The organism is Desulfobulbus oralis (assembly GCF_002952055.1).
Lineage (GTDB): Bacteria > Desulfobacterota > Desulfobulbia > Desulfobulbales > Desulfobulbaceae > Desulfobulbus > Desulfobulbus oralis.
Map to the genome: position 1 here is coordinate 633,169 of NZ_CP021255.1, position 19,943 is coordinate 653,111.

A 19,943-nucleotide genomic window follows, 5' to 3' on the forward strand; every position below is an offset into this window, starting at 1 on the left:
AGCGGAACATTCCCTGCTGTGCGGCGGGAAGATCTCTGGAGAGCGGATGTTCGGGGCTCAGCAAACTGGGGGGAATGCCTATGAAAAAAAAGAGCACGATCATGCCCTGGATCGCCATGTGTTCGGTGGCGGTAGCGCTTCTGGTCTTTCTCAATCTGATGCGGGAAACGAAAATGCTGACGCTTCTGTCGCACGAGTCGGAGGCCTGTATCGTCTGTCATCCGATGAACACCCTGTACGCCACCTGGCAGCACAGTTCCCACCGGAACGGCACGGTCTGCATCGACTGCCACCTGCCCAACGACGGCTTCGTCAACAAATGGATGGCCAAGGCCCGTGACGGCATGCGCCACTCCACGGCCATGACGCTCAGAAACTACGGCATGAACCTGCACGTGACCGACGATGCGGCGGGCCGCATTCAGGCCAACTGCATTCGCTGCCACGAGAGCGCGGTTTCCCAGATGCTGGACAACAGCGCACTGTACGCCAAGCAGCGGGACGACACGGTGCAAACGGGTCGCCGCTGCTGGGAATGTCATCGCAGCGTGCCTCACGGGCGCATGCGCAACCTGGCCGCTACCCAGAACAACTTTCTTGAGCAGGACATCAAATAACCCCCGGGAGGAACGATATGAAGAAATATCAGGTTGTGACGTCCGTATCGGTGCTCGCCATTGTGGCCATGCTGCTTCTGACCGTGTCCGTCAGGGAAAACAAGGCGGATCAGGCGAGAATCGCCGCCACGCCGGAAATCAAAGCATTCGAGGTGCGCTCTTCCGAATGGGGCAGGCATTATCCCCGCCAGTACTCCACCTACATGCAGACCAAAAAAAGCGACGCCTTCATAGACGTTTTGGGGGATCTGGAACCGGGCCTGGTCATCAACTGGGCGGGTTATGCCTTTTCCAAGGATTACAGCCGGCCCCGCGGGCACTACTACATGCTGGAGGATCAGGCGGTCACCCTGCGTACCGGCGCGCCCGATCCGGCCAAAGGTATTCCCAGCCCCCAGCCGACCGCCTGCTGGACCTGCAAGGGGCCGGATGTGTCCCGGCTGATCGCCCGGGACGGCGAGCTGGAATTCTTCACCGGCACCTGGGACAAGTACGGCAGCGAAGTGGTCAATCCGGTGGGTTGCGCCGACTGCCACGATCCCAAGACCATGAAGCTGGTCACCACGCGGCCCCATCTGAAACGCGCCGTGGATGCCAGCGGCATCCTCAAGTACGACGAGGCCACCCAGCAGGATATGCGCTCCCTGGTCTGCGCCCAATGCCATATCGAGTACTACTTCAAGCCCACGGAATGGACGGACAAAAACGGCGAGAAGAAGGTGGCCAAAGTCAACACCCTGCCCTGGGACAAGGGGCTTTCCGTGGAGGCGATCGAGCAGTATTACGATGAAATCGGCTTCACCGATTACACCCACAAACTCAGCAAGGCGCCCATCCTCAAGGCCCAGCACCCGGACTACGAGCTTTTCCGCACCAGCATCCACTTCAAACGTGGTCTGGCCTGCGCCGACTGTCATATGCCCTATGTACGCGAAGGGGGTGTGAAGTATACCAGCCATCAAATTCTGGGCAATCCGCTGGACAGCATAGGCAATACCTGCCTGAACTGCCATCATGACAGCGAAGAGGGTTTTCGCGCCATCATCAAGCGGAAACTGGAGCGAAAATACGAGCTGGCCAAACAGGCCACGGTGAGCATCGCCACCGCCCATCTCGAGGCGCAGAAGGCCTGGGAACTGGGGGCAAGCGAAGAGGAAATGCGGCCCGCGCTCATGGACATCCGCAAGGGCCAGTGGCGCTGGGATTTTGCCCTGGCCTCCCATGGCTCCTTCTTCCATGCCCCTGAGGAAATGCTGCGCATCGTTGCCGACGCTACCCACTACGGCCAGGAGGCGCGTATCAAGTTGCGGGCCATTCTGGCCAAATACGGCGCTGGCGATTACGTGGCGCCCGATTTCTCCACCAAGGAAAAGGCCCAGGCCCTTGCTGGCATTGACCTGCTCAAGGAAAGCCGGGAAAAGACCCGCTTTCTCAATACGGTCCGCAAGGAATGGTTCAACGAGGCCAAGAAAAAGGGGGTCTTTGACCCGCAGGGCGAACAGGATATGATCCCCTTCATTTCCGCCTGGCCGGTGCCTGCGGAGGACGGATCCACGGAAAAGGCGCCCATGGAGACCAAGGCTGCCGGGGAGCAGACTCCCGACAGGCAGGCCACGGAAAAGCTGTAATCGGCACGTGGGGCCCCAGGCTGCATAAAGGCCTGCCCCAAAATCTGGCTGGACCCAGGCTTCGCTGCCTCCGCAGCGGAGCCTGTTCGCTTTTGTCGTGAACAGGAGAGGTCGAAAATCGAAGCTTTCCCTTTTTTCGGTATTTTGCTATGATCACCCATTCCATTTGAGGCCCGCCATGCTGCATGCGCGGGCTGTTTTCGTGTCAATCGGGAGGCATCCATGGCCAGTGTAGTCGTTGTTGGGGCGCAGTGGGGAGATGAGGGCAAAGGCAAGGTGGTCGATCTGTTGACCCGCTATGCCGATTATGTGGTTCGCTACCAAGGCGGCAACAATGCCGGCCACACCCTTGTGGTGGACGGAAAAAAATATGTGTTTCACCTCGTGCCCTCCGGCATTCTGTACGAAGACAAAGTCTGTGTCATCGGCAACGGCGTGGTGGTGGACGCGGCCGTGTTGCTGGGCGAACTGGACGATCTTGCAGCGCAGGGCCTGCAGGTCGATCCGAAGCGACTGCTCATCAGCTCGGGCGCCCACCTCATCATGCCCTACCACCGCCTGCTGGATCAGGCTAGGGAGGGGGCGCTCTCTTCCGGCAAAAAAATCGGCACCACTGGTCGCGGCATCGGCCCCTGCTACATGGACAAGGTCGGACGCGTGGGCCTGAAGGTGGGCGATCTCCTGGACATGCCCTTGTTCCGCGACAAGCTGGCCGCAGCGCTGGAAGAAAAGAATTTCATGCTCACCAAACTCTACGGACAGAAGAGTCTGGATGCCGGGGCCATTGCCGCCGAGTTCGAGCCCCTGGGCGAGCGCCTGGCGCCCTTTGTCGGCAATGCCTCTGTGCTGCTGGACCAGGCTCGCAAGGCCGGCCGGCACATTCTCTTCGAAGGCGCGCAGGGCACCCAGCTCGATGTGGACAACGGCACCTATCCCTTTGTCACCTCATCCAACACCGTGGCCGGCGGCGCCTGCACGGGCAGCGGTTTCGGCCCGGTGCATGTGGATGCCGTCATCGGCATTGCCAAGGCCTATACCACGCGGGTCGGCGGCGGGCCCTTCCCCACCGAACTGCCGGAAGAGGACGCCATCGGCGCCCATCTGCAGACGCAAGGCCACGAATTCGGAGCGACCACCGGTCGGCGCCGCCGTTGCGGCTGGTTTGACACCGTGGTGGTGCGGGATGCCGTGCGCCTGAACGGACTGACCGGTCTGGCCATCACCAAACTGGACGTGCTCACGGGCCTGAAGACGCTGCAACTGGCCAGTCATTATGAGGTGGCGGGCGAACGCTATGAGCGGATGCCGGAAAACATCAGAAAGGCGGCACAGGCAAAAGCCTTTTATGAAAGCTTGCCCGGCTGGGACGAAGACATTTCCGGCGTGCGCGAACTGGCCGATTTGCCGGCAGCGGCCCGCGACTATCTGAAGCGGCTCGAAGATTTGAGCGAAGTCAGCCCGGCCATGGTCTCGGTCGGAGCGGACCGGGAGGCCACCATTATGTTGAAGAACCCTTTTGAGCCTGTCTGAAACCTGCTTGCCAAAGAGGCAGGAATGCTTATTCAGCAGGGCGGGCGAGATATGAGCCAGCGGCGCTTTGGCGTACTTTTGCGGCTGGACCCAGAACATTGAACGGAAACCGGCCCGAGCGGTTTCCGGGGAGGAAAAATGGCACGTATTACCGTGGAAGATTGTCTGGACAGTGTGAATGGCAACCGCTTTCAACTGATTCATCTGGTGGTGGAGCGGATTCGCCAGCACCGCAAGGGCGAACCCTATCTGGTGAAGGACAAAAACCGGGAAGTGGTCATGACCCTGCGTGAAGTGGCAGCCGGCAAGGTACGGGTCGACAATATTCAGACTTTGGCTGCGAAGCTGAAGAAAGACAAAAAGACCGAGGCCGCTTCCGAAGAGGACGCCAAACAGCAGGCCCCGACCGCTTGAATGTGATGAGCCAGACGTATTACGAAATTCTCGAGGTCGGGAAGACGGCCACCGCCGAAGTCATTAAAAAGGCCTATCGCAAGATGGCCATGAAGTATCACCCCGACCGGAATCCCGGCGATCCCGAAGCGGAGCTGCATTTCAAGGAGGCGGCCGAGGCCTACGAGGTGCTGAGCGATCCGGAAAAACGCCGTATCTACGACACCTATGGCAAGGAAGGCCTGCAGAACAGCGGCTACGGAGGGCCGGGCGGCAATGCAGACATTTTCTCGCACATCAACGACCTCTTCGGCGATATCTTCGGTTTTGGCGGCGGCCGGCGGCGCGATCCCAATGTGCCGGTGCAGGGTGCGGATCTGCGCTACGATCTGCGCATTTCCTTCATGGATGCGGTGCACGGCATAGACCGTGATATAGAAATCGTCCGGCGCGAAACCTGCTGGACCTGCGAAGGCACGGGCGCCCGGCCCGGTTACAAGCCCCAGACCTGCCCGGCCTGTCACGGCAGAGGCCAGATTCTCCGCTCCCAGGGTTTTTTTCAGGTCAGCTCCCCCTGTCCGCACTGCGGCGGCACGGGTCAGGTCATTGCCCAGCCCTGTCAGGATTGCGGCGGTTCCGGGCTGGTGCGCAAGACCAAGACCGTGAAGCTGCATATCCCGGCCGGGGTGGACGATGGCTCCAGAATGCGGCTTTCCGGCGAGGGCGAGGGCGGACGCCGCGGGGGGCCCTCGGGCGATCTGTATGTGGTGCTGCATGTCGAGCCCCACGAGCATTTTCAGCGGGAAGGCCAGACCATATTTCTGGAGCTGCCGCTGGCCATGGTCAACGCCGCTCTGGGCTGTACCGTGGATGTGCCGACCATTCACGGCACCAGCAAACTGGAAATTCCGCCAGGCGCCCAGTCCGGCGACCGTTTCACCCTGCAGGGCGAGGGTGTGCCCGGCCTGCGCGGCGGCAGGGGCGATATGCTGGTCGAGGTGCGGGTCAAAACGCCTACAAAGCTGAGCGACGAGCAGCGCGAGCTGCTGCGGCGCTTTGCCGAGTTGAGCAGGGACGCCAAGCCGGAACAGGAGGAAAGTGGCTTCTTTGGCCGTCTTTTTCAGGGTCTGGGCCAGAAGCCAAACCCCAAAAGCGGTAAAAAGCAAAAGGCACAGAACTAGTGCCATGCCGGGTTGGCAGCGCCCTCGGCAAGCGGCATTGCCGTTGCCGAGGCCGACGGGATCATTTATGGTGTGCGTGAACAGAACAGGCACATCGTCCCAGGCATCGTTTCCTGCACACCTGGGCCTATGCCTGGATCCCGCAGGAGAAGGAGAATGGTCATGACCAACGAAGAATTGCTGAGTTTTAAAAGACTGCTGGAAGATATGAAGGCATCGATCAATGCCGGAGTCGACCGAACCCTGGACACGCTGAACGCCCCTGCCGGCAACATTCCCGATCCCAACGACCGGGCCAGTCTGGAAACCGACCTGAGCTTCGAGTTGCGCCTGCGCGAACGTGACCGCAAGCTGGGTTCCAAGATTGACGCGGCGCTCAAACGGATCGGCGACGGCACCTTCGGCATCTGCAAAAGCTGCGGCCGGCAGATTTCCCGGCAGCGGCTGGAGGCCCGCCCGGTGACCGAGTTGTGCATCGATTGTAAAACCCGGCAGGAAAAGCGGGAAAAAGAACAGGGGCGCTGATCCATGCCCGAACTGCGCAAAGACCCTATCCTTGGCCGCTGGATCATCATCTCCCAGGAACGGGGCAAACGGCCCTCGGATTTCTTGATTCCGGACAAAGCCCGGACAATGGGGGGCTTTTGCCCCCTCTGTCCTGGCAACGAGCACACCACGCCGCACGAGGTGCTGGTTTACGGCCGTGACGGCGGGGCCCCGGCAGACAGCCCCGGCTGGAAGCTCAGGGTGGTGCCGAACAAGTTTCCGGCCCTGATCATCGAAGGCAATCTGGACAAGCAGGCGGAAGGCCTCTACGACCGCATGAACGGCATCGGTGCGCACGAGGTCATCATTGACACCCCGGACCATAACACCCGCTTCGTCGATCTGCCGCCCGACGAGATACAGTTGTCCTTTGCGGCCTATCAGAGCCGGATCCGCGATCTTTCGCAGGACCGGCGTTTCAACTACGTGCTTGTCTTCAAGAATTACGGCTGCGCTGCCGGGGCCTCTCTCGAACACTCCCATACCCAGCTCATCGCCCTGCCGGTCCTGCCCCGGATGACCGATGCCGAGCTGGCCGGCGCGCTTTCCTATTTCCGCTACAAGGACCGCTGCATCTACTGCGACATCATCCGGCAGGAACTGCAGCAGAACATCCGCGTGGTCTGCCAGAACGAGCACTTTGTCACCCTGACGCCCTTTGCCCCGCGCTCGCCCTTTGAGCTGTGGATTCTGCCCAAGGAGCACAGCTCTTCCTACATCGACCTGCCCGAGTCCCGGCTGTCCTCGCTCGCGGCCATTTTTTCCGAATCCATGCGCCGTCTTGACGGCTGCATTCCCGATGTTTCCTATAATTTCCTGCTGCACACCCAACCGCTCCGCAGTGAAGCGCTCGAACACTACCACTGGCATTTCGAGATTCTGCCGGCCCTGACCTCCATAGCGGGATTCGAGCGGGGTACGGGCTTCTACATCAACCCCATGCCACCGGAGCAGAGTTGCGCCTGTCTGAAGGCGGTTCATCTTTAAGGAGGGCCTATGCCACCGAAAAAAATCCTGATCATCGATGACGAACCCGCCATCCAGATGTTGTACAACGAGGAATTTGTCGATGCGGGCTACACGGTGGCAAGCGCCTACAACGGCGAGGAGGGCCTGGCCGCCTTTACCGAAGATCCCCCGGATCTGGTCATCCTGGACATCAACATGCCGGGGCCGAACGGCATCGAGGTGCTGCGGCGCATGAAGGAACAGCGGCCCGATGTGCCGGTGATCCTCAATTCGGCCTACCAGGAGTTCAAGCAGGACCTGGGCGCCTGGGCTTCCGATGCCTACATCGTCAAATCCTACGACATCGACGAGCTGAAGGAAACCGTCCGCCGGCTTCTGGCCTGAGCCGGCCACCATGAAAGACATCCAGAACCAGTGTGACAGCAGGCGCATCAATATCCGCAAGGTGGGCATCCGCGGGCTGAGCTACCCGGTCATTGTGCTGGACAAGGCGCACCGGGGCCAGAAGACCGTGGCCACGGTGGCCATGTCCGTCAATTTGCCGCACCAGTTCAAGGGCACGCATATGAGCCGTTTCGTGGAGATCTTGAACGGCTTTCACGAGCGTTTTACCCTGTCCGCCTATCAGCGCATTCTGGAAGAGATGAAGGAGCGTCTCGATGCCGGAGCCGCCCATCTGGAAATGGCCTTTCCCTACTTTTTCGTTCCGGACCAAAGTGGGGGAAAACAGCTTGTGCGTTACGAATGCCGGCTCTTCGGCACGCTGGCCGACAGGCTGGAACTGGTGGCAGAAGTGCGGGTGCCGGTGGCTGTCGCCCCTGGCGGCGGGGCCATGGCCGTGGTGGCGGTGCGGATGCGGCAGCTCTTCTGGATTGAGGATCTGATTGAGACTGTCGAGGCTGCGCTGGCAGATCCGGGCGGGGCCTTTTCCGTGGAGCGGGCCAGTTCTGCCATAGCAGCGGCGCTCTCGGCCACTGGGGCGCTGATCTGGTTCCGGGTCCAGGTCACCAAACAGGGACTCGACCACCTTGCCTTTGCCGTGCGCGAATGGCCCGATCCACCGGAGGCGGTCCAGCCCGTTCACGCCCTCTCCCTTTTTGGGTCAGGGCCGGAGATGCCGATCAGCGACCTGAACGTGTAAAAGGCCGGCCGCTTTCCCTGCCAGCAGGCGGCAGGGGGCATAATCGTAACAGCCCCGAGCAGTTGATCCGGTTTTTGGTCTCCAACTTTTTCCTGTGTGCCGTCATGAGCGAACTGCGTGAACTTTTATTTGAAATCGGCGTTGAAGAGCTGCCCTCCGGCTATATCGAGCCGGCTCTGGCGAGCATGGCGGCACGGTCAGCCGCCCGGCTGAACGAACTGGGCCTGAGCTTTACAGGTATGGAAACCTTTGGCACCCCAAGGCGGCTGACGCTGGTCATCCGCGCCCTGCAGGACCAGCAGCCGGACCGGAAAAGGGAATACATCGGCCCATCCAAAGCCGCGGGGCTGGACGCCAACGGCCATCTGACCAGGGCGGCCGCAGGTTTTGCCCGTTCCCACGGGCTGGATCCGGAAGCGCTCGAAATCGTGGATACCCCGAAGGGCCCGTACTTCATGGCTGTGGAAGACATCAGGGGTGAGGCGACGAAAACACTCCTGCCTGGCTTGCTGGAGTCGCTGGTTCGCGAAACCGTGTTCCCAAAATCCATGCGCTGGGCCAGCACCACCTTGACCTTTGCCCGCCCCATCGAGTGGTTTCTGGCGCTCTACGGCGGCGAGATCGTGCCGCTTGCGATCGAGCAGATCCCCTGCGGCAATTTGAGCTACGGCCACCGCTTCCACGCCCCGCAGGCTTTCGCTGTCACCGGTGTTGACGACTATCTGCAGGCCCTGCCGCAGCGCTTTGTGCTGCCGCTCCCCGGCAGGCGGCGTGAAATGGTCGTTGCGGGCGTCAAAAAGGCCGTGGCCGAGCAGGTGCCGGTGGCGGATGCGCAGGCAGAGCTCCACGAAGGGCTTTTGGCCACGGTGAGCAATCTGGTGGAATACCCCTATCCCATCTGCGGCCATTTCGATGAAAAATTCCTGCAGGTGCCGGCTGAGGCCATCATCACCTCCATGCGGGAGAACCAGAAATATTTTCCGGTCAAGGATGGCAAGGGGGCTCTCCTGCCGTATTTTGTGGCGGTCAACAATACCCGCATCGAAGACCGCAGCCTTGCGGTCAGCGGCCACGAACGGGTACTGCGCGCCCGGCTTGAGGATGCACTTTTCTTCTTCAACGAAGACCGGAAGGCAAAAATGGAGAGCCATTGCCAGCGTCTGGACGGCATTGTGTTCCACCAGAAACTCGGCACCATGCAGGCCAAGTCGGCACGCATCGTGGCGCTTGCCGGCTTTCTGGCCGACAGGCTGGCGCCGGAACTGAGCGACACCGTGCGGCGGGCCGCGCATCTGGCCAAGGCAGACCTGCTCACCAGCATGGTGGGCGAGTTCCCGGAGCTGCAGGGCGTCATGGGCCGGGTCTATGCACTGCACGATGGAGAGTCCCCGGCCGTGGCCCAGGCCATAGAGGAGCATTACCTGCCGCTGCACGCCGGTGGCGCCGCGCCGGCCTCGCTCGCCGGAGCCATCGTGAGTCTGGCTGACCGCATGGATACCTTGGTGGGCTGCTTTGCGGTGGGCGAAAAACCGACCGGCAACAAGGATGCCCTGGGGCTGAGACGGCAGGCGCTGGGTCTGGTCAGCGTGATCCGCAGACAGCATCTGGCGCTTTCGCTGCGAGCCCTGGCAGAAAAGGCGCTGGCCCTGTACAGCGGGGTCGCGGCAGTGCAGAAGGCTGGCGAAAAGACTGTGGACGACGTGCTGGCCTTTATCCGGCTCCGCTTCGAAAACGAACAGATTGCCGAAGGACGGCCGCAGGAGGTGGTTGAGGCCGCCACTGCCCCCCGCTTCGACGACATCTGCGACTGCATGCAGCGCATTGAAGCGCTCCTGGCCTTCCGTGGCGAAGAGAATTTCCGTATCCTGACCGCATCCTTCAAGCGTATCAGGAATATTGTGAAGGATAACCGGAATACGGAAATCCGGCCCGAGTGCTTTGTGGAAGAGGCGGAAAAGGCACTCTTTGCCGCCCTGGGCCAAGCGCAGGAGGCGAGCCGGCCGCTCCTCGAACGGGCCCGGTACCACGAAGCTCTGGCCGCCATGCTCCTCATCAAGGAACCGCTTGACCGCTTCTTCGATCAGGTCATGGTCATGGCCAGCGACCCGGCCCAGCGCCAGAACCGCCTGAACCTGCTCACCGCCCTCCTGGCCATGATGCTGGAGGTGGCGGATATTTCCCGCATGAGTGTGAAAGAAGAGCAAAAGCCATGAAAGAAGCTTCGCTGCACCTGTGAAGACGGGCGCAGGCCGAAGCGCTGCTTCGCCCTGTTCCTGAGCACAAAAAAGCCCCGCCAGAACCTGGCGGGGCTTTTTTGTGCGGCTCAATCCGGCAAGAGGTTGTCGCCATCCATTTCAGGCGGCTTGGGAAGCCCCATCAGGTGGAGCACCGTGGGCGCAATGTCCCGGAGCGCGCCGCCCTCCCGGAGCTTTGCACCCTTCAGGCTGTCCGCCGCCACGATGAAGGGTACCGGGTTGGTGGTATGGGCTGTGTGCGGGCCGCCATCCCTGTCGATCATGACTTCGCAGTTGCCGTGATCGGCAGTCACCAGCATGGTCCAGCCGCGTCCGCGCAGAAATTCCCAGATCCGGCCCACGCAGGAGTCCACGGTTTCGCAGGCCCTGATGGCTGCCGGCAAGACGCCGGTATGGCCCACCATATCGCCATTGGCAAAGTTGAGCACGATCAGATCATAGGGCGCGCCTTCCTCTTCCGCCTGCGCCACCTTGAGGAGCAGCCTGTCCGTGATCTCCTCGGCACTCATCTGCGGCTTCAGGTCATAGGTCGCCACATCACGCGGCGAGTGCACGAGCACCCGCTCCTCCCGGGCATAGGGCTCTTCCCGGCCGCCGTTGAAAAAATAGGTGACATGGGCGTACTTCTCGGTCTCTGCAATGCGGAGCTGCCTGAGCCCCTTATTGCTCACGATCTCGCCCAGGATCTGCTGCAGGCTCTGGGGCGGGAAAGCCACGGGGAAAGGGAAATCCGCCTCGTATTCGGTCATGGTGACGAGTTGCCTGAGTCTGGGCCGGGCGCTGACGTCAAAGCCGGCAAAGTCCGCATCATGCAGGGCATGGCAGAGTTGCCGTACCCGATCGGCCCGGAAGTTGAAGCAGAGCAGACTGTCGCCGTCCTGGATGGTGGCCACTGGCTGCCCAGCCCGGCGCAGCACAATCGGCTTGATGAACTCGTCGCTCTCACCCCGGCTGTAGGCATCGGCCACGGCCTGCACCGGATCTGCCGCCGCCACACCCTCGCCCTGCATCAGGGCTTTCCAGGCCTGCTCGACCCGCTCCCAGCGCCTGTCCCGGTCCATGGCCCAGTAGCGGCCGGTGATACTCGCAACCGTACCGCAGCCAGTGCTCCCGATGATGGCCACGAGCGCTTCCATATAGCCCTTGCCGCTCTCCGGAGGCGTGTCACGGCCATCCATGAAGCAGTGGATGAAGACCGGCACCTTTTTCTGCGCGCCCAGTTTCAGCAGCGCCTCCAGGTGCCTGATATGGGAATGCACGCCGCCATCGGACAAGAGGCCGCAGAGGTGCAGCCGTCCTCCTGCCGAGGCCACGGTGTCAAAGAGCCGGTTCAGGACCGGATTCGTGGCAAAGGAGCCATCCGCAATGGCCTTGTTGATGCGCGTGAAGTCCTGGTACACGACCCGGCCTGCGCCGATGTTCAGATGGCCGACCTCGGAGTTGCCCATCTGGCCTTCGGGCAAACCGACAGCACCGTTGTGGGCCGTGATCCGTGTGGCCGGAAACTCGCGGCGCAGCTCATCCAGAGCGGGCGTTTTCGCCAGAAAAGGAGCGTTGCCCGGGCCATCCGGCGCAAGGCCCCAGCCGTCCATAATGATCAGGAGAACCGGTGTGCTGGTCATGGCAGCTCTCCCTGGCTGGCTTCAGCCAGCAGCGCGGTGGCGTCCAGGCGGGGCGAATCGTGCCACAGGCCTTCCAGGTCATAGAATTTGCGCTGCTCGTGATAAAAAACGTGCACCACCACATCGCCCAGATCCAGCAGCACCCACAGGCCCTCGTTCAGTCCCTCGCTGCTTCTGGCATTGGCGCGTTTGGCGCTCAAAGCCTCTTCGATCGCCCCGGCCAGGCCCTGCACGTGCCGGGTCGAACGGCCGCTCATGATCAGAAAGTAGTCGGTGAAGCTGGCCAGGCCGCGCACATCCAGAACCACCAGATCCTCGGCCTTGGCCTCTTCCGCAATACGCACGCAGGCAGCGGCGAGCGCCCGGCCATCCAGGTTTCTGCACTCCTGTTTCAACTGTCGCATCTTCTCGTCTTTTCTTCAGCTTTTGGCGGTTTCGGCCTTTTGGGCCAGGGCTGTTTTGCCCGCCGCACGGGGCTGGCGCTCCCGGGGCGGAAATTCAAAGGATATCCTGCCCTTGCCGTCGAGCAGCAGGTAGGCGTCAAAGGGCTTTTTTCGTTTGGAGATAAAGCCCCTGATCAGGGGCGTTCTGCCGGTGGCCAGCAGTGCCGCAATCTGCTCCCGCTCCAGGTTCCGGCCCAGGATGATCTTGGCGATGCGCAGCCCGTTCCTGTCGTCGCCGGCAAGGGCCGAGTCGGAGAGATAGGCGGCAGGCGTTTCAAAGACCGGGGTACCGTCTACGGGCGAGACGCCCACTGGCTCCTGAGCGCGGATGGCGTCCAGGTCGTCCTCGGCCACCGCGCCGGCAAAGAGAAAGTCCACCTTGCTGTTCTGGAGTCGGAGGGATGCGGTGAAGGGTTTGCCGCGCTTGGAGCGGAAATCGTCGAAAGGCCCCAGGGTCTCGCCCCGGATAAGCGCCGCTATTTCCTCTTCCCGCATGACACGGCCGCCCAGGACCTTGCGGATGACCAGCTTTTTGTCTTCTGACTCGTAGGCATCGGAGCGTTCGAAAAACCGGCTGCCCCCAATCGGCGAAAAGCCGGCCTCCGGCGCCTCGTTTCTCGGCCCGGCCTTGACGCGCGCCACAATTGCGCTCGTCATCCGGCGGATTTCCTCCATGAACTGGGGGCGGGTCATGGCGCCTTTCAGGATCTGGTTCAGCTTGTACTCCCACTCCCCGGTGAGCTCGGGCGAGGCCAAGACGTCAATCTCCCGCGCTTCCAGGAGGCTTATGAGTTCAAAAGCCTTGCCCGTGGGCGCCAGATCGCGCTGCTCCCGCACCACGTATTTTTCGTTCAAAAGCTTTTCAATAATGGCCGCTCTGGTGGCAGGCGTGCCCAGCCCCCGCTCCTTCATGGCTTCGGCCAGTTCCTCGTCGTCTACCAGCTTCCCGGAATGCTCCATGGCGGAGAGCAGCGTGGCTTCGGTATAGCGGGGCGGCGGCTTGGTCTCCTGCTCTGCCAGCTCTATGTCCCCGCACTGGATCGCCTCGCCTTTCGGCAAGGCCTGCAGCTCCTGCTCCGCATCCTCGCCGGCGCCGCTTTTCCCGTAAATGGCGCGCCAGCCCGGCTCGACCAGAATCCTGCCTTCGGTCAGAAAATGCTCGCCAGCCACCAGGGAAAGCCTAGTCGTGTTCAAATACACGGCCGGCGGGAAAAAGACGGCCAGAAAGCGCTGCACCACCAACTGATAGAGCTTCAGCTCCGCTTCACTCAGGCTGCCGGGCACATGGGCGGTGGGGATGATGGCAAAGTGATCGCTGATCTTTTTATTGTTGAAGATGCGGCGGTCAAATTTCAGGTAGCCTTTGGCCAGCGCCTCGTTCGCAAAGGCAGCGAAGTGCCAGCCGCACTGGCTCTCCACGGTTTTTTTGACAGTACCCAGGTAGTCTTCCGGCAAAAAGCGGCTGTCGGTGCGGGGGTAGGTCAAGAGCTTGTGGCGTTCGTAGAGGCTCTGGGCAAGGGCCAGCGTATTCTTGGCGGAAAAGCCGAAGCGGTTGTTGGCCTCGCGCTGCAGCGAAGTCAGATCGTAGAGCGCGGGCGCACTCTGGCTGCTCTTCTTGCTGCTCTCCGTGACCGTCGCCGGCTGCCCGCTGCACCGCCGGACAATGGCCAGGGCCCTGTCCTTCTGCCAGATGCGGCTCTTGCGGGCCTGCGGATTCTGCTCATCCTTCTCGAAAGCCGGGTCGATCCAGAGCCCCTCATAGCTCACAGGGCCACAGGAAAAATGGCCGCGCAGTTCCCAAAAGGTGCGGGGCACAAAGGCGCGGCGTTCCCGCTCCCGCCGCACCAGCATGGACAGCGTGGGGGTCTGCACCCGGCCGCAGGGTGTTTTCCGGAAGCCGCCGAAGCGGGAATTGTAGCAGGTGAGCGCTCTGGTGGCGTTGATGCCGATCAACCAGTCGGCTTCGGAGCGGCAAAGGGCCGTGTCCTCCAGCGGCTGCATCTCTTGATTGTCGCGCAACTGCTCCAGGCCGCTGCGGATGGCCTCCCGGGTCATGGACTGGAGCCAGAGCCGGCGGATGCCCTTGTTCGGGCTCTTGCCGCCCAGGGCCTCCTTCAGGATGTATTTGAAAATCAGTTCACCTTCCCGGCCGGCATCGCAGGCATTGACAATGACATCCACCTCCCTGCTTTTGATGAGCTTTTTCAGGGCGTTGAACTGGGTTTTGGTGTCCGGCAGCACGGCCAGGGGAAATTCGCTGGGCAGAATCGGCAGATTGTCAAAACTCCATTTCTGCAGAGCCGGGTCAATGTCTTCCGGGTAGGCGATGGTGACCAGATGACCCAGCGCAAAGGACACAATATGGCCCTCGCCCTCGTAGTGGGTTTTGGTTTTGGTGAACCTGCCCGGCAGGCAGCGCACAATATCGGCCGCCACACTGGGTTTTTCCGCAATGATCAAGGTCTTTCCCATACAAAAAAGCGCGTTTTGCGCACATGTGTCACAGGCCTGAAACGGACGTGCCCACCGTTTTCCAGGCCATCCGGAAGGCGGTGGGCGACAGAAGTAAACGGATGCGGCGCCTTTGTCAACTCCGGGCCGCACCGGCGGTTCAGCGCAGCAGGCTGGGATCAATCGCTCTCAGAGCCTTTTCCACACTGTCCAGATTGCGCTCCACCTTGCTGCCCAGCCCTGCCTCGGGATAGTTGTTCCGCACATCCAAAAGCAACTGGCGGGAAGACAGCAGCAGTTGCTTGCGAGTCCCGATATTGCCCGTCTGCATGGCCTGCACGAACAGCTCGGCCGCCTGCGCCCGCTTGACATCGCCAGCCATGGTCGCCGCTTCCCTGATGCGTTCCCTGGCCTGCTGGTTGAAGCTGCTGCCCAACAGCGAATTGAAGGTCTGGATCGCACCGTCATAGTCGCTGCCGCTCATCTGGGCCACGCCATGTTCATACTGCTCCTTCAGCGCCTGCTCCCGGGCCGCAATCTGTTCGGCGCTGAGCGGCGCAGGACTTGGGGCCTGCGGCGCGCCGCTCCCGCCCGCGGGCGCATCGGGCGACGGGGCGCCCGGCACAGCCGGGGCAGCGTTGGCATCGAGCGGGCCAGCCGTATCCCTGCGGGTGTTTTTGATGATGTCGTTCACGTTGGCCACCAGACGGGAGGCCGGATAGTCGTTCAGAAACTTCTCCGCCTGGGTGGCCACCGCATTGCCGTCACGTGCGGGGTTGTAGGCCAGGTAACTGTGCACGAGCACGGTATAGGCTGCCAGCTCATCACCGCTGGCCGTCTGCTGCTGCAGTACGGCCAACTGCCGCTGCGACCAGGAATCGCTCTGGCCGGACGGCAGGTGCGCCAGCCTGCCGTAGTACTGCTGCGCAGCCTGATAGTTGCCGTTGCCAAAGGCCAGATCACCCAGAACGCGCAGGACCTCCGCCGCCAGCGGGTCGTTCTGCTGGCCCAGCGCCGCGTCCAGAGCCGCAAGCTGGTTCTGGGCCTCTTCAAACTGGTAATTCTTCAACAGCGCCCGGCTGTACTGCAAAGAGGTCGCCGCTGCCGGCTGCCGGCCCGTACCCGCCCAGTTCTGATTGTAGAGGGTAATGACCCTGGGGTAGTCGCCCGAGTCAAAGGCAGCTTGAATCTGTGGGTCCGGGGCGGCTGCCGGCGACAGGGAGGCGCTGGGGGGCGGGGCCATCTGGTTTGGGGTCGTCTGGTAGCTGCCGTTTTTCAGGTCCGAGAGCAGGCGGCCGCAATCGCCTTCCAGAAACTGCATGTCCTGCTGATTCACCTGCTGGAGCATGTTGTTCGCTATGTTCTGGGCCATGTCCAGGTCGCTTTCCCGGGTCAGCCGCTTCTGCAGGGAATCATAGCCGGTCAGAATGTCCAGCAGTTCGGACTTGCATCTGGAGAGCCGCTCCATCTGCCCGTGGGGAATCATCATGGAGGATGGGCTGTTTTCGATCGCCTTGATTTCACCCAGCCTGGCCTCATAGGAGCGAATGCGGCTGGAGATGGTATTCAGGGCCGGCTGAATCAGATCGGGCCGGGGAATCTTTGGAGAGGGCGTGTTGCCGGACTGGATCGGGGGCCCGCTCTGCACCACGCGGGTATCCTGGCCGCCGCAGGCGGTCAGAACCAGCGCGGCCAGGGCCGCCGCGCAGAAAAAGCCGTGCCTGAGTGTATGCTGTTTTGCCATGCCGCACCTTTCTGGTGATTTTGCTGCAATCAGGGCGCTCTCAAGGCCCCGGAAGCCGTTCCTATCTTATTCACCTTCCGGCCAAAGAACAAGCCTCAAGTCTCAGTACCTTTCAAGCCCTGCGGTGGCAAAAGAGGCAGCGGTACGGCGGTGGATGCTGCTTGGGCAGGGGATTGGACATTTCCGGCCCGTGGCATTCCTGGCAGTGTTTTTCCGCGGCCCTTTTGGACCCGGTCTGGTAGGGCGCATGGTGCTCGTCTTTGGGCATGGCCGGCGTGGAGGCCGGAGGGGCCAGCCAGAGCAGGAACAGAATGCCCGCACCCGCCAGCAGGAAGAGCAGGTTCAGAAGCCAGATTTTTCTTTTTTTGCGGCACCCGGCCCCAGATGCAATATGCCCGCTGGATTCAGTCATGAAGCGCAGGCGCGGGGCCCCTCGGTCGGCTCATGTTTCGCCGCTGCAGCGCGGACATTTCGAGCTGGTGAAAATCCAGCACACGCAGGCGCAGCAGCAGGAGCAGCACTTCCGCCAACATGCCGGTCAACAGCGGATTCCGGCCCGACCAGTCCAAAATCCTCCAGTGGCGACGCTGACCTTGTATCAGGGCGGCCAGCGCAGGCGTCATGCTTTGTCGGCTCACAATCATCTCCGCAACCGCCTCTCCACTTGCAAATGCCGGAAAGATGCCTTCTCCGGTCAGGGGCGAAGCCAGCCCGGCCGCATCCCCTACCAGCCACTGCCGGCCAAAACACAGGCCGCAGTACGCGGCATTGATAAAGCCGGCCTGCCAGGCAACACCCTCAGTGGCCAGCCCCTGGCCGGCGGCCCAATGCGCCAGATGCTGCCGCAGGCAGGCAGCGCCCATCCGGCCGGCATCTGCCAGTGCCCCCACAGAGCTTGTGTCCCTGTGTGGAAAAATCCAGGCATAACCAGCGCCAAAGAGTCTGGGCGCCAGGTGCCATTCCATGCGCGGAAGCACCAAAGGCAGCCGGGCGTTCAGACCCAGAAAAAGCCTGGAAGGCAGGCCCAGAGTCCGGCGCAGCAGAGAACGGGCGCCGTCCGCGCCAACCACATGCTCGCAGCCTATGACCTGTACCCCGCCTGCGGCGCGCACGGTCACGCGGCCCGGCTCCACGGCCAACACCTGTGCTCCGCCTCTCAGTTGCGCACCGGCCTCTGCTGCCTGTCTGGCCATCCATTGGCCCAGTCGCCGACGGCTCAGGGTGGCGACAATGGGAGCCGCTTTCGGGTCGCGCACCACGATCCGCTGCCGTGGGCTGATCAGATGCTGCTCGGAAAAAACGCGTTCCAGAAGCTCCGTCGGCACGCGGGGCAGCAGGCCCTGGCTCGTGACGCCGCCTGCGCAGACCTTGTGGCCAAAGGCGCTTTTCCGTTCCAGAAGCAGCACCCCCACCCCCTTTTGGGCCAAGCGCTCCGCGCAGGTCAGGCCGCCCGGACCGCCGCCGACAATCACCACATCTGCCCGCTTGGGCAGGGGAGCCGCAAAATCTCCGGAAAATCTGCTCATGGCGTCACAAAAATGAAAAAATCCGGGGACGCAAAGCCCTGTCCGGCAAGTGGCAAGGACCTCTTGTCATGAACCGGGTCTCCGAAAAAAACCAGCAGGTCTGGCTATTCCAGGATGAGTCCAACCAGGCGGTCGAGATCGTCTCGGGAGTAGTATTCAATTTCCAGTCTGCCGCGTTGACCCTGCTGCACGATACGTATCCGGCTGTGCAGATGGTTGGCCAGTTGGATGCTCAAATCCTGGCAATATGACGCAGGCAAGCCAGCCTGAACCGCCGTGGCGCTGCCGCTGGAGGCGTTTTTTGTGGGCAGGCCCGGGTGACGCGCACAGAGCCGTTCGGCCGCACGCACGGACAGCCCTTCGTTCAGAATTTTGTCGCGCACGCTCTGCAGTCTTTCCGTGTCGTCCTTGACACGCAGGAGGACGCGGGCATGGCCTTCGCTGAGTGCGCCCATGGCCACATCCTGCTGAATGGCAGAGGGCAGGGCCAATAAACGCAGGGCATTGGCGATTGTGGAACGTTGCCGCCCCACCTTGCGTCCCACTTCTTCCTGGGTGAGCTGAAAGTCCTCCATGAGCCGGGCGTAGGCCTGGGCCTCTTCTATGGGGTTCAGGTCCTGCCGCTGGATATTTTCAATCAAGGCCAGTTCCAGACTCTCGTCCTGGCCGGCCCTGTCCAGGAGGATCACCGGCACTTCCTCCAGCTCCGCCAGTTTAGCGGCCCGCAAACGGCGTTCACCGGCTATCAAAGTGTATTGATTTCCGGGGCCTCTGGTCACCAGCAGGGGCTGAATGACCCCCTTTTCGCGGATGGAGGCGGCCAGTTCCTGCAGTTTCTCTGCATCGAAAAAAACGCGGGGCTGATTGGGATTCGCCTGTATCTTATCGATATCACAAAGAAAATATCGATCTTCCCGCTCGGCTTCATCGGCATTGGACAGCAGAGCCGCAACCCCGCGCCCCAGAACTGCTTTATCGCTCACTTGCTCGTTCCCTCCTCTCTCTGCTGCGCGTTGCGCTGCAGAAATTCTTTGGCCAGCCGCCTGTAGGCTTCTGCCCCTGCACTTGTCGGGTCGTATTCGTGAATGGTTTTGCCGTGGCTCGGGCTCTCGCTGAGTCGCACGTTTCTCGGAATGGCGGTTTCATATACCTGGTTGCCGAAATACCGCTGGATTTCCTTGGCTACCGAGAAGGTCAGCTTGTTGCGCCGGTCATACATGGTGAGCAGCAGGCCCTCGATATAGAGATCACGGTTGAAATTTTTTTTCACCCTGCGCACGGTCTGCACCAGCAGAGCCAGACCCTCCATGGCAAAGTATTCGCACTGCATGGGAATGATAATGGAATCGGCAGCCGTCAGGCAGTTAATGGTCAGAATGCCCAGGGAGGGCGGGCAGTCGATGAAGATATAGTCATAATCCGTTTTCAATGGACGGAGCACCCGCTTCAGGTGCTTCTCCTGCTGCTCGGTCCCATGCAGTTCCACCTCGGCACCCACCAGATCAATGGATGCAGGCAGAATCCGGAAATTTTCCACCTGACTGTCCACGACACACTGTGCCGCATCCTGGGCGCCCAGGTAGCAGTGGTAGATATTTTTTTGTGCGTCCACCCTGATACCGGCGCCACTGGAGGCATTGGCCTGCGGATCGGAATCCACCAGCAAGACCCTCTTTTTACGCAGGGCCACTGCAGCCGCAAGGTTCAGGGCCGAGGTGGTCTTGCCCACGCCGCCTTTCTGGTTGGCCAGGGCCACAATTTTTGCATTCACGGAAATTCCTTTTCCTCCTGCTGACACAGTGGTATGAGCTATACGAACGGGTGCCGTTTCGCAGGCGATGCTCCGGCGCCACTGTGTCACGAAACATGTTCTCCGCCAAAGTCCGGCCGCATAATA

18 protein-coding genes are annotated in these 19,943 nt (G+C 61.5%); 10 read left to right on the forward strand and 8 right to left on the reverse strand.

Going from position 1 to position 19,943, the window contains the following annotated elements; genetic code table 11:
* The first annotated feature begins 80 nt into the window (after positions 1-80).
* From nrfH to glyS, 10 genes are all read left to right on the forward strand, one after another.
* Complete coding sequence (nrfH, locus tag CAY53_RS02705) at positions 81-617, forward strand: cytochrome c nitrite reductase small subunit (RefSeq protein WP_245874854.1); 537 nt, start codon at positions 81-83, stop codon at positions 615-617.
* Positions 618-634: 17 nt separating this feature from the next.
* On the forward strand, positions 635-2,245 hold the full coding sequence (gene nrfA, locus CAY53_RS02710) for an ammonia-forming cytochrome c nitrite reductase (protein WP_104935821.1): 1,611 nt from the start codon (positions 635-637) through the stop codon (positions 2,243-2,245).
* 222 nt (positions 2,246-2,467) lie between these two features.
* A complete protein-coding gene (locus CAY53_RS02715; protein WP_104935822.1) occupies positions 2,468-3,775 on the forward strand; it encodes an adenylosuccinate synthase in 1,308 nt (435 codons plus the stop codon).
* A gap of 138 nt (positions 3,776-3,913) precedes the next feature.
* On the forward strand, positions 3,914-4,189 hold the full coding sequence (rpoZ, locus tag CAY53_RS02720) for a DNA-directed RNA polymerase subunit omega (protein ID WP_017866388.1): 276 nt from the start codon (positions 3,914-3,916) through the stop codon (positions 4,187-4,189).
* A 5-nt stretch (positions 4,190-4,194) separates the two neighbouring features.
* Positions 4,195-5,349, forward strand: coding sequence for a molecular chaperone DnaJ (dnaJ, locus tag CAY53_RS02725; protein ID WP_104935823.1), 1,155 nt, complete (start codon positions 4,195-4,197; stop codon positions 5,347-5,349).
* 162 nt (positions 5,350-5,511) lie between these two features.
* Positions 5,512-5,874 (forward strand): RNA polymerase-binding protein DksA, encoded by a 363-nt coding sequence (dksA, locus tag CAY53_RS02730; protein WP_281261042.1) that lies wholly within the window; start codon positions 5,512-5,514, stop codon positions 5,872-5,874.
* 3 nt (positions 5,875-5,877) lie between these two features.
* Entirely contained in the window at positions 5,878-6,882 is a 1,005-nt protein-coding gene (gene galT / locus CAY53_RS02735; RefSeq protein WP_104935825.1) for a galactose-1-phosphate uridylyltransferase, read from the forward strand.
* 9 nt (positions 6,883-6,891) lie between these two features.
* The gene (locus tag CAY53_RS02740) at positions 6,892-7,248 is read left to right on the forward strand and encodes a response regulator (RefSeq protein ID WP_017866392.1); all 357 of its coding nucleotides are present in this window, start codon (positions 6,892-6,894) and stop codon (positions 7,246-7,248) included.
* A gap of 10 nt (positions 7,249-7,258) precedes the next feature.
* Positions 7,259-8,005, forward strand: coding sequence for a GTP cyclohydrolase, FolE2/MptA family (locus CAY53_RS02745; RefSeq protein ID WP_104935826.1), 747 nt, complete (start codon positions 7,259-7,261; stop codon positions 8,003-8,005).
* Between the two features lie 104 nt (positions 8,006-8,109).
* Positions 8,110-10,218, forward strand: a complete 2,109-nt coding sequence (gene glyS / locus CAY53_RS02750; protein WP_245874855.1) for a glycine--tRNA ligase subunit beta — start codon at positions 8,110-8,112, stop codon at positions 10,216-10,218.
* 110 nt (positions 10,219-10,328) lie between these two features.
* On the opposite strand, the gene gpmI is transcribed toward glyS, so the two are convergent.
* From gpmI to CAY53_RS02790, 8 genes are all read right to left on the reverse strand, one after another.
* Entirely contained in the window at positions 10,329-11,882 is a 1,554-nt protein-coding gene (gpmI, locus tag CAY53_RS02755) for a 2,3-bisphosphoglycerate-independent phosphoglycerate mutase (RefSeq protein WP_104935827.1), read from the reverse strand.
* Positions 11,879-12,286: a ribosome silencing factor gene (gene rsfS, locus CAY53_RS02760; RefSeq protein WP_104935828.1), complete on the reverse strand. Its 408-nt coding sequence runs from the start codon at positions 12,284-12,286 to the stop codon at positions 11,879-11,881. Before rsfS ends, gpmI begins: the two co-directional genes overlap by 4 nt.
* Before the next feature lie 15 nt (positions 12,287-12,301).
* Positions 12,302-14,797: a DNA topoisomerase III gene (locus CAY53_RS02765; protein WP_104935829.1), complete on the reverse strand. Its 2,496-nt coding sequence runs from the start codon at positions 14,795-14,797 to the stop codon at positions 12,302-12,304.
* Between the two features lie 139 nt (positions 14,798-14,936).
* The gene (locus tag CAY53_RS02770; protein WP_104935830.1) at positions 14,937-16,520 is read right to left on the reverse strand and encodes a tetratricopeptide repeat protein; all 1,584 of its coding nucleotides are present in this window, start codon (positions 16,518-16,520) and stop codon (positions 14,937-14,939) included.
* A 112-nt stretch (positions 16,521-16,632) separates the two neighbouring features.
* The gene (locus tag CAY53_RS02775; protein ID WP_104935831.1) at positions 16,633-16,932 is read right to left on the reverse strand and encodes a hypothetical protein; all 300 of its coding nucleotides are present in this window, start codon (positions 16,930-16,932) and stop codon (positions 16,633-16,635) included.
* Positions 16,925-18,046 (reverse strand): NAD(P)/FAD-dependent oxidoreductase, encoded by a 1,122-nt coding sequence (locus CAY53_RS02780; RefSeq protein WP_104935832.1) that lies wholly within the window; start codon positions 18,044-18,046, stop codon positions 16,925-16,927. The genes CAY53_RS02775 and CAY53_RS02780 overlap by 8 nt, the downstream gene beginning before the upstream one ends.
* Before the next feature lie 104 nt (positions 18,047-18,150).
* Complete coding sequence (locus tag CAY53_RS02785) at positions 18,151-19,029, reverse strand: ParB/RepB/Spo0J family partition protein (RefSeq protein ID WP_104935833.1); 879 nt, start codon at positions 19,027-19,029, stop codon at positions 18,151-18,153.
* On the reverse strand, positions 19,026-19,817 hold the full coding sequence (locus tag CAY53_RS02790; protein WP_104935834.1) for a ParA family protein: 792 nt from the start codon (positions 19,815-19,817) through the stop codon (positions 19,026-19,028). The genes CAY53_RS02785 and CAY53_RS02790 overlap by 4 nt, the downstream gene beginning before the upstream one ends.
* Positions 19,818-19,943: the final 126 nt, after the last annotated feature.

Excerpts from the sequence above, each read along its gene's own strand:
- nrfA (WP_104935821.1), top strand. The coding sequence starts at position 635 with ATGAAGAAATATCAGGTTGTGACGTCCGTATCGGTGCTCGCCATTGTG.
- nrfH (WP_245874854.1), top strand. The coding sequence starts at position 81 with ATGAAAAAAAAGAGCACGATCATGCCCTGGATCGCCATGTGTTCGGTG.
- glyS (WP_245874855.1), top strand. The coding sequence starts at position 8,110 with ATGAGCGAACTGCGTGAACTTTTATTTGAAATCGGCGTTGAAGAGCTG.
- CAY53_RS02765 (WP_104935829.1), bottom strand. The coding sequence starts at position 14,797 with ATGGGAAAGACCTTGATCATTGCGGAAAAACCCAGTGTGGCGGCCGAT.
- CAY53_RS02780 (WP_104935832.1), bottom strand. The coding sequence starts at position 18,046 with ATGAGCAGATTTTCCGGAGATTTTGCGGCTCCCCTGCCCAAGCGGGCA.
- CAY53_RS02745 (WP_104935826.1), top strand. The coding sequence starts at position 7,259 with ATGAAAGACATCCAGAACCAGTGTGACAGCAGGCGCATCAATATCCGC.
- gpmI (WP_104935827.1), bottom strand. The coding sequence starts at position 11,882 with ATGACCAGCACACCGGTTCTCCTGATCATTATGGACGGCTGGGGCCTT.
- dksA (WP_281261042.1), top strand. The coding sequence starts at position 5,512 with ATGACCAACGAAGAATTGCTGAGTTTTAAAAGACTGCTGGAAGATATG.
- CAY53_RS02740 (WP_017866392.1), top strand. The coding sequence starts at position 6,892 with ATGCCACCGAAAAAAATCCTGATCATCGATGACGAACCCGCCATCCAG.
- rpoZ (WP_017866388.1), top strand. The coding sequence starts at position 3,914 with ATGGCACGTATTACCGTGGAAGATTGTCTGGACAGTGTGAATGGCAAC.
- rsfS (WP_104935828.1), bottom strand. The coding sequence starts at position 12,286 with ATGCGACAGTTGAAACAGGAGTGCAGAAACCTGGATGGCCGGGCGCTC.
- CAY53_RS02715 (WP_104935822.1), top strand. The coding sequence starts at position 2,468 with ATGGCCAGTGTAGTCGTTGTTGGGGCGCAGTGGGGAGATGAGGGCAAA.
- CAY53_RS02775 (WP_104935831.1), bottom strand. The coding sequence starts at position 16,932 with ATGACTGAATCCAGCGGGCATATTGCATCTGGGGCCGGGTGCCGCAAA.
- dnaJ (WP_104935823.1), top strand. The coding sequence starts at position 4,195 with ATGAGCCAGACGTATTACGAAATTCTCGAGGTCGGGAAGACGGCCACC.
- galT (WP_104935825.1), top strand. The coding sequence starts at position 5,878 with ATGCCCGAACTGCGCAAAGACCCTATCCTTGGCCGCTGGATCATCATC.
- CAY53_RS02770 (WP_104935830.1), bottom strand. The coding sequence starts at position 16,520 with ATGGCAAAACAGCATACACTCAGGCACGGCTTTTTCTGCGCGGCGGCC.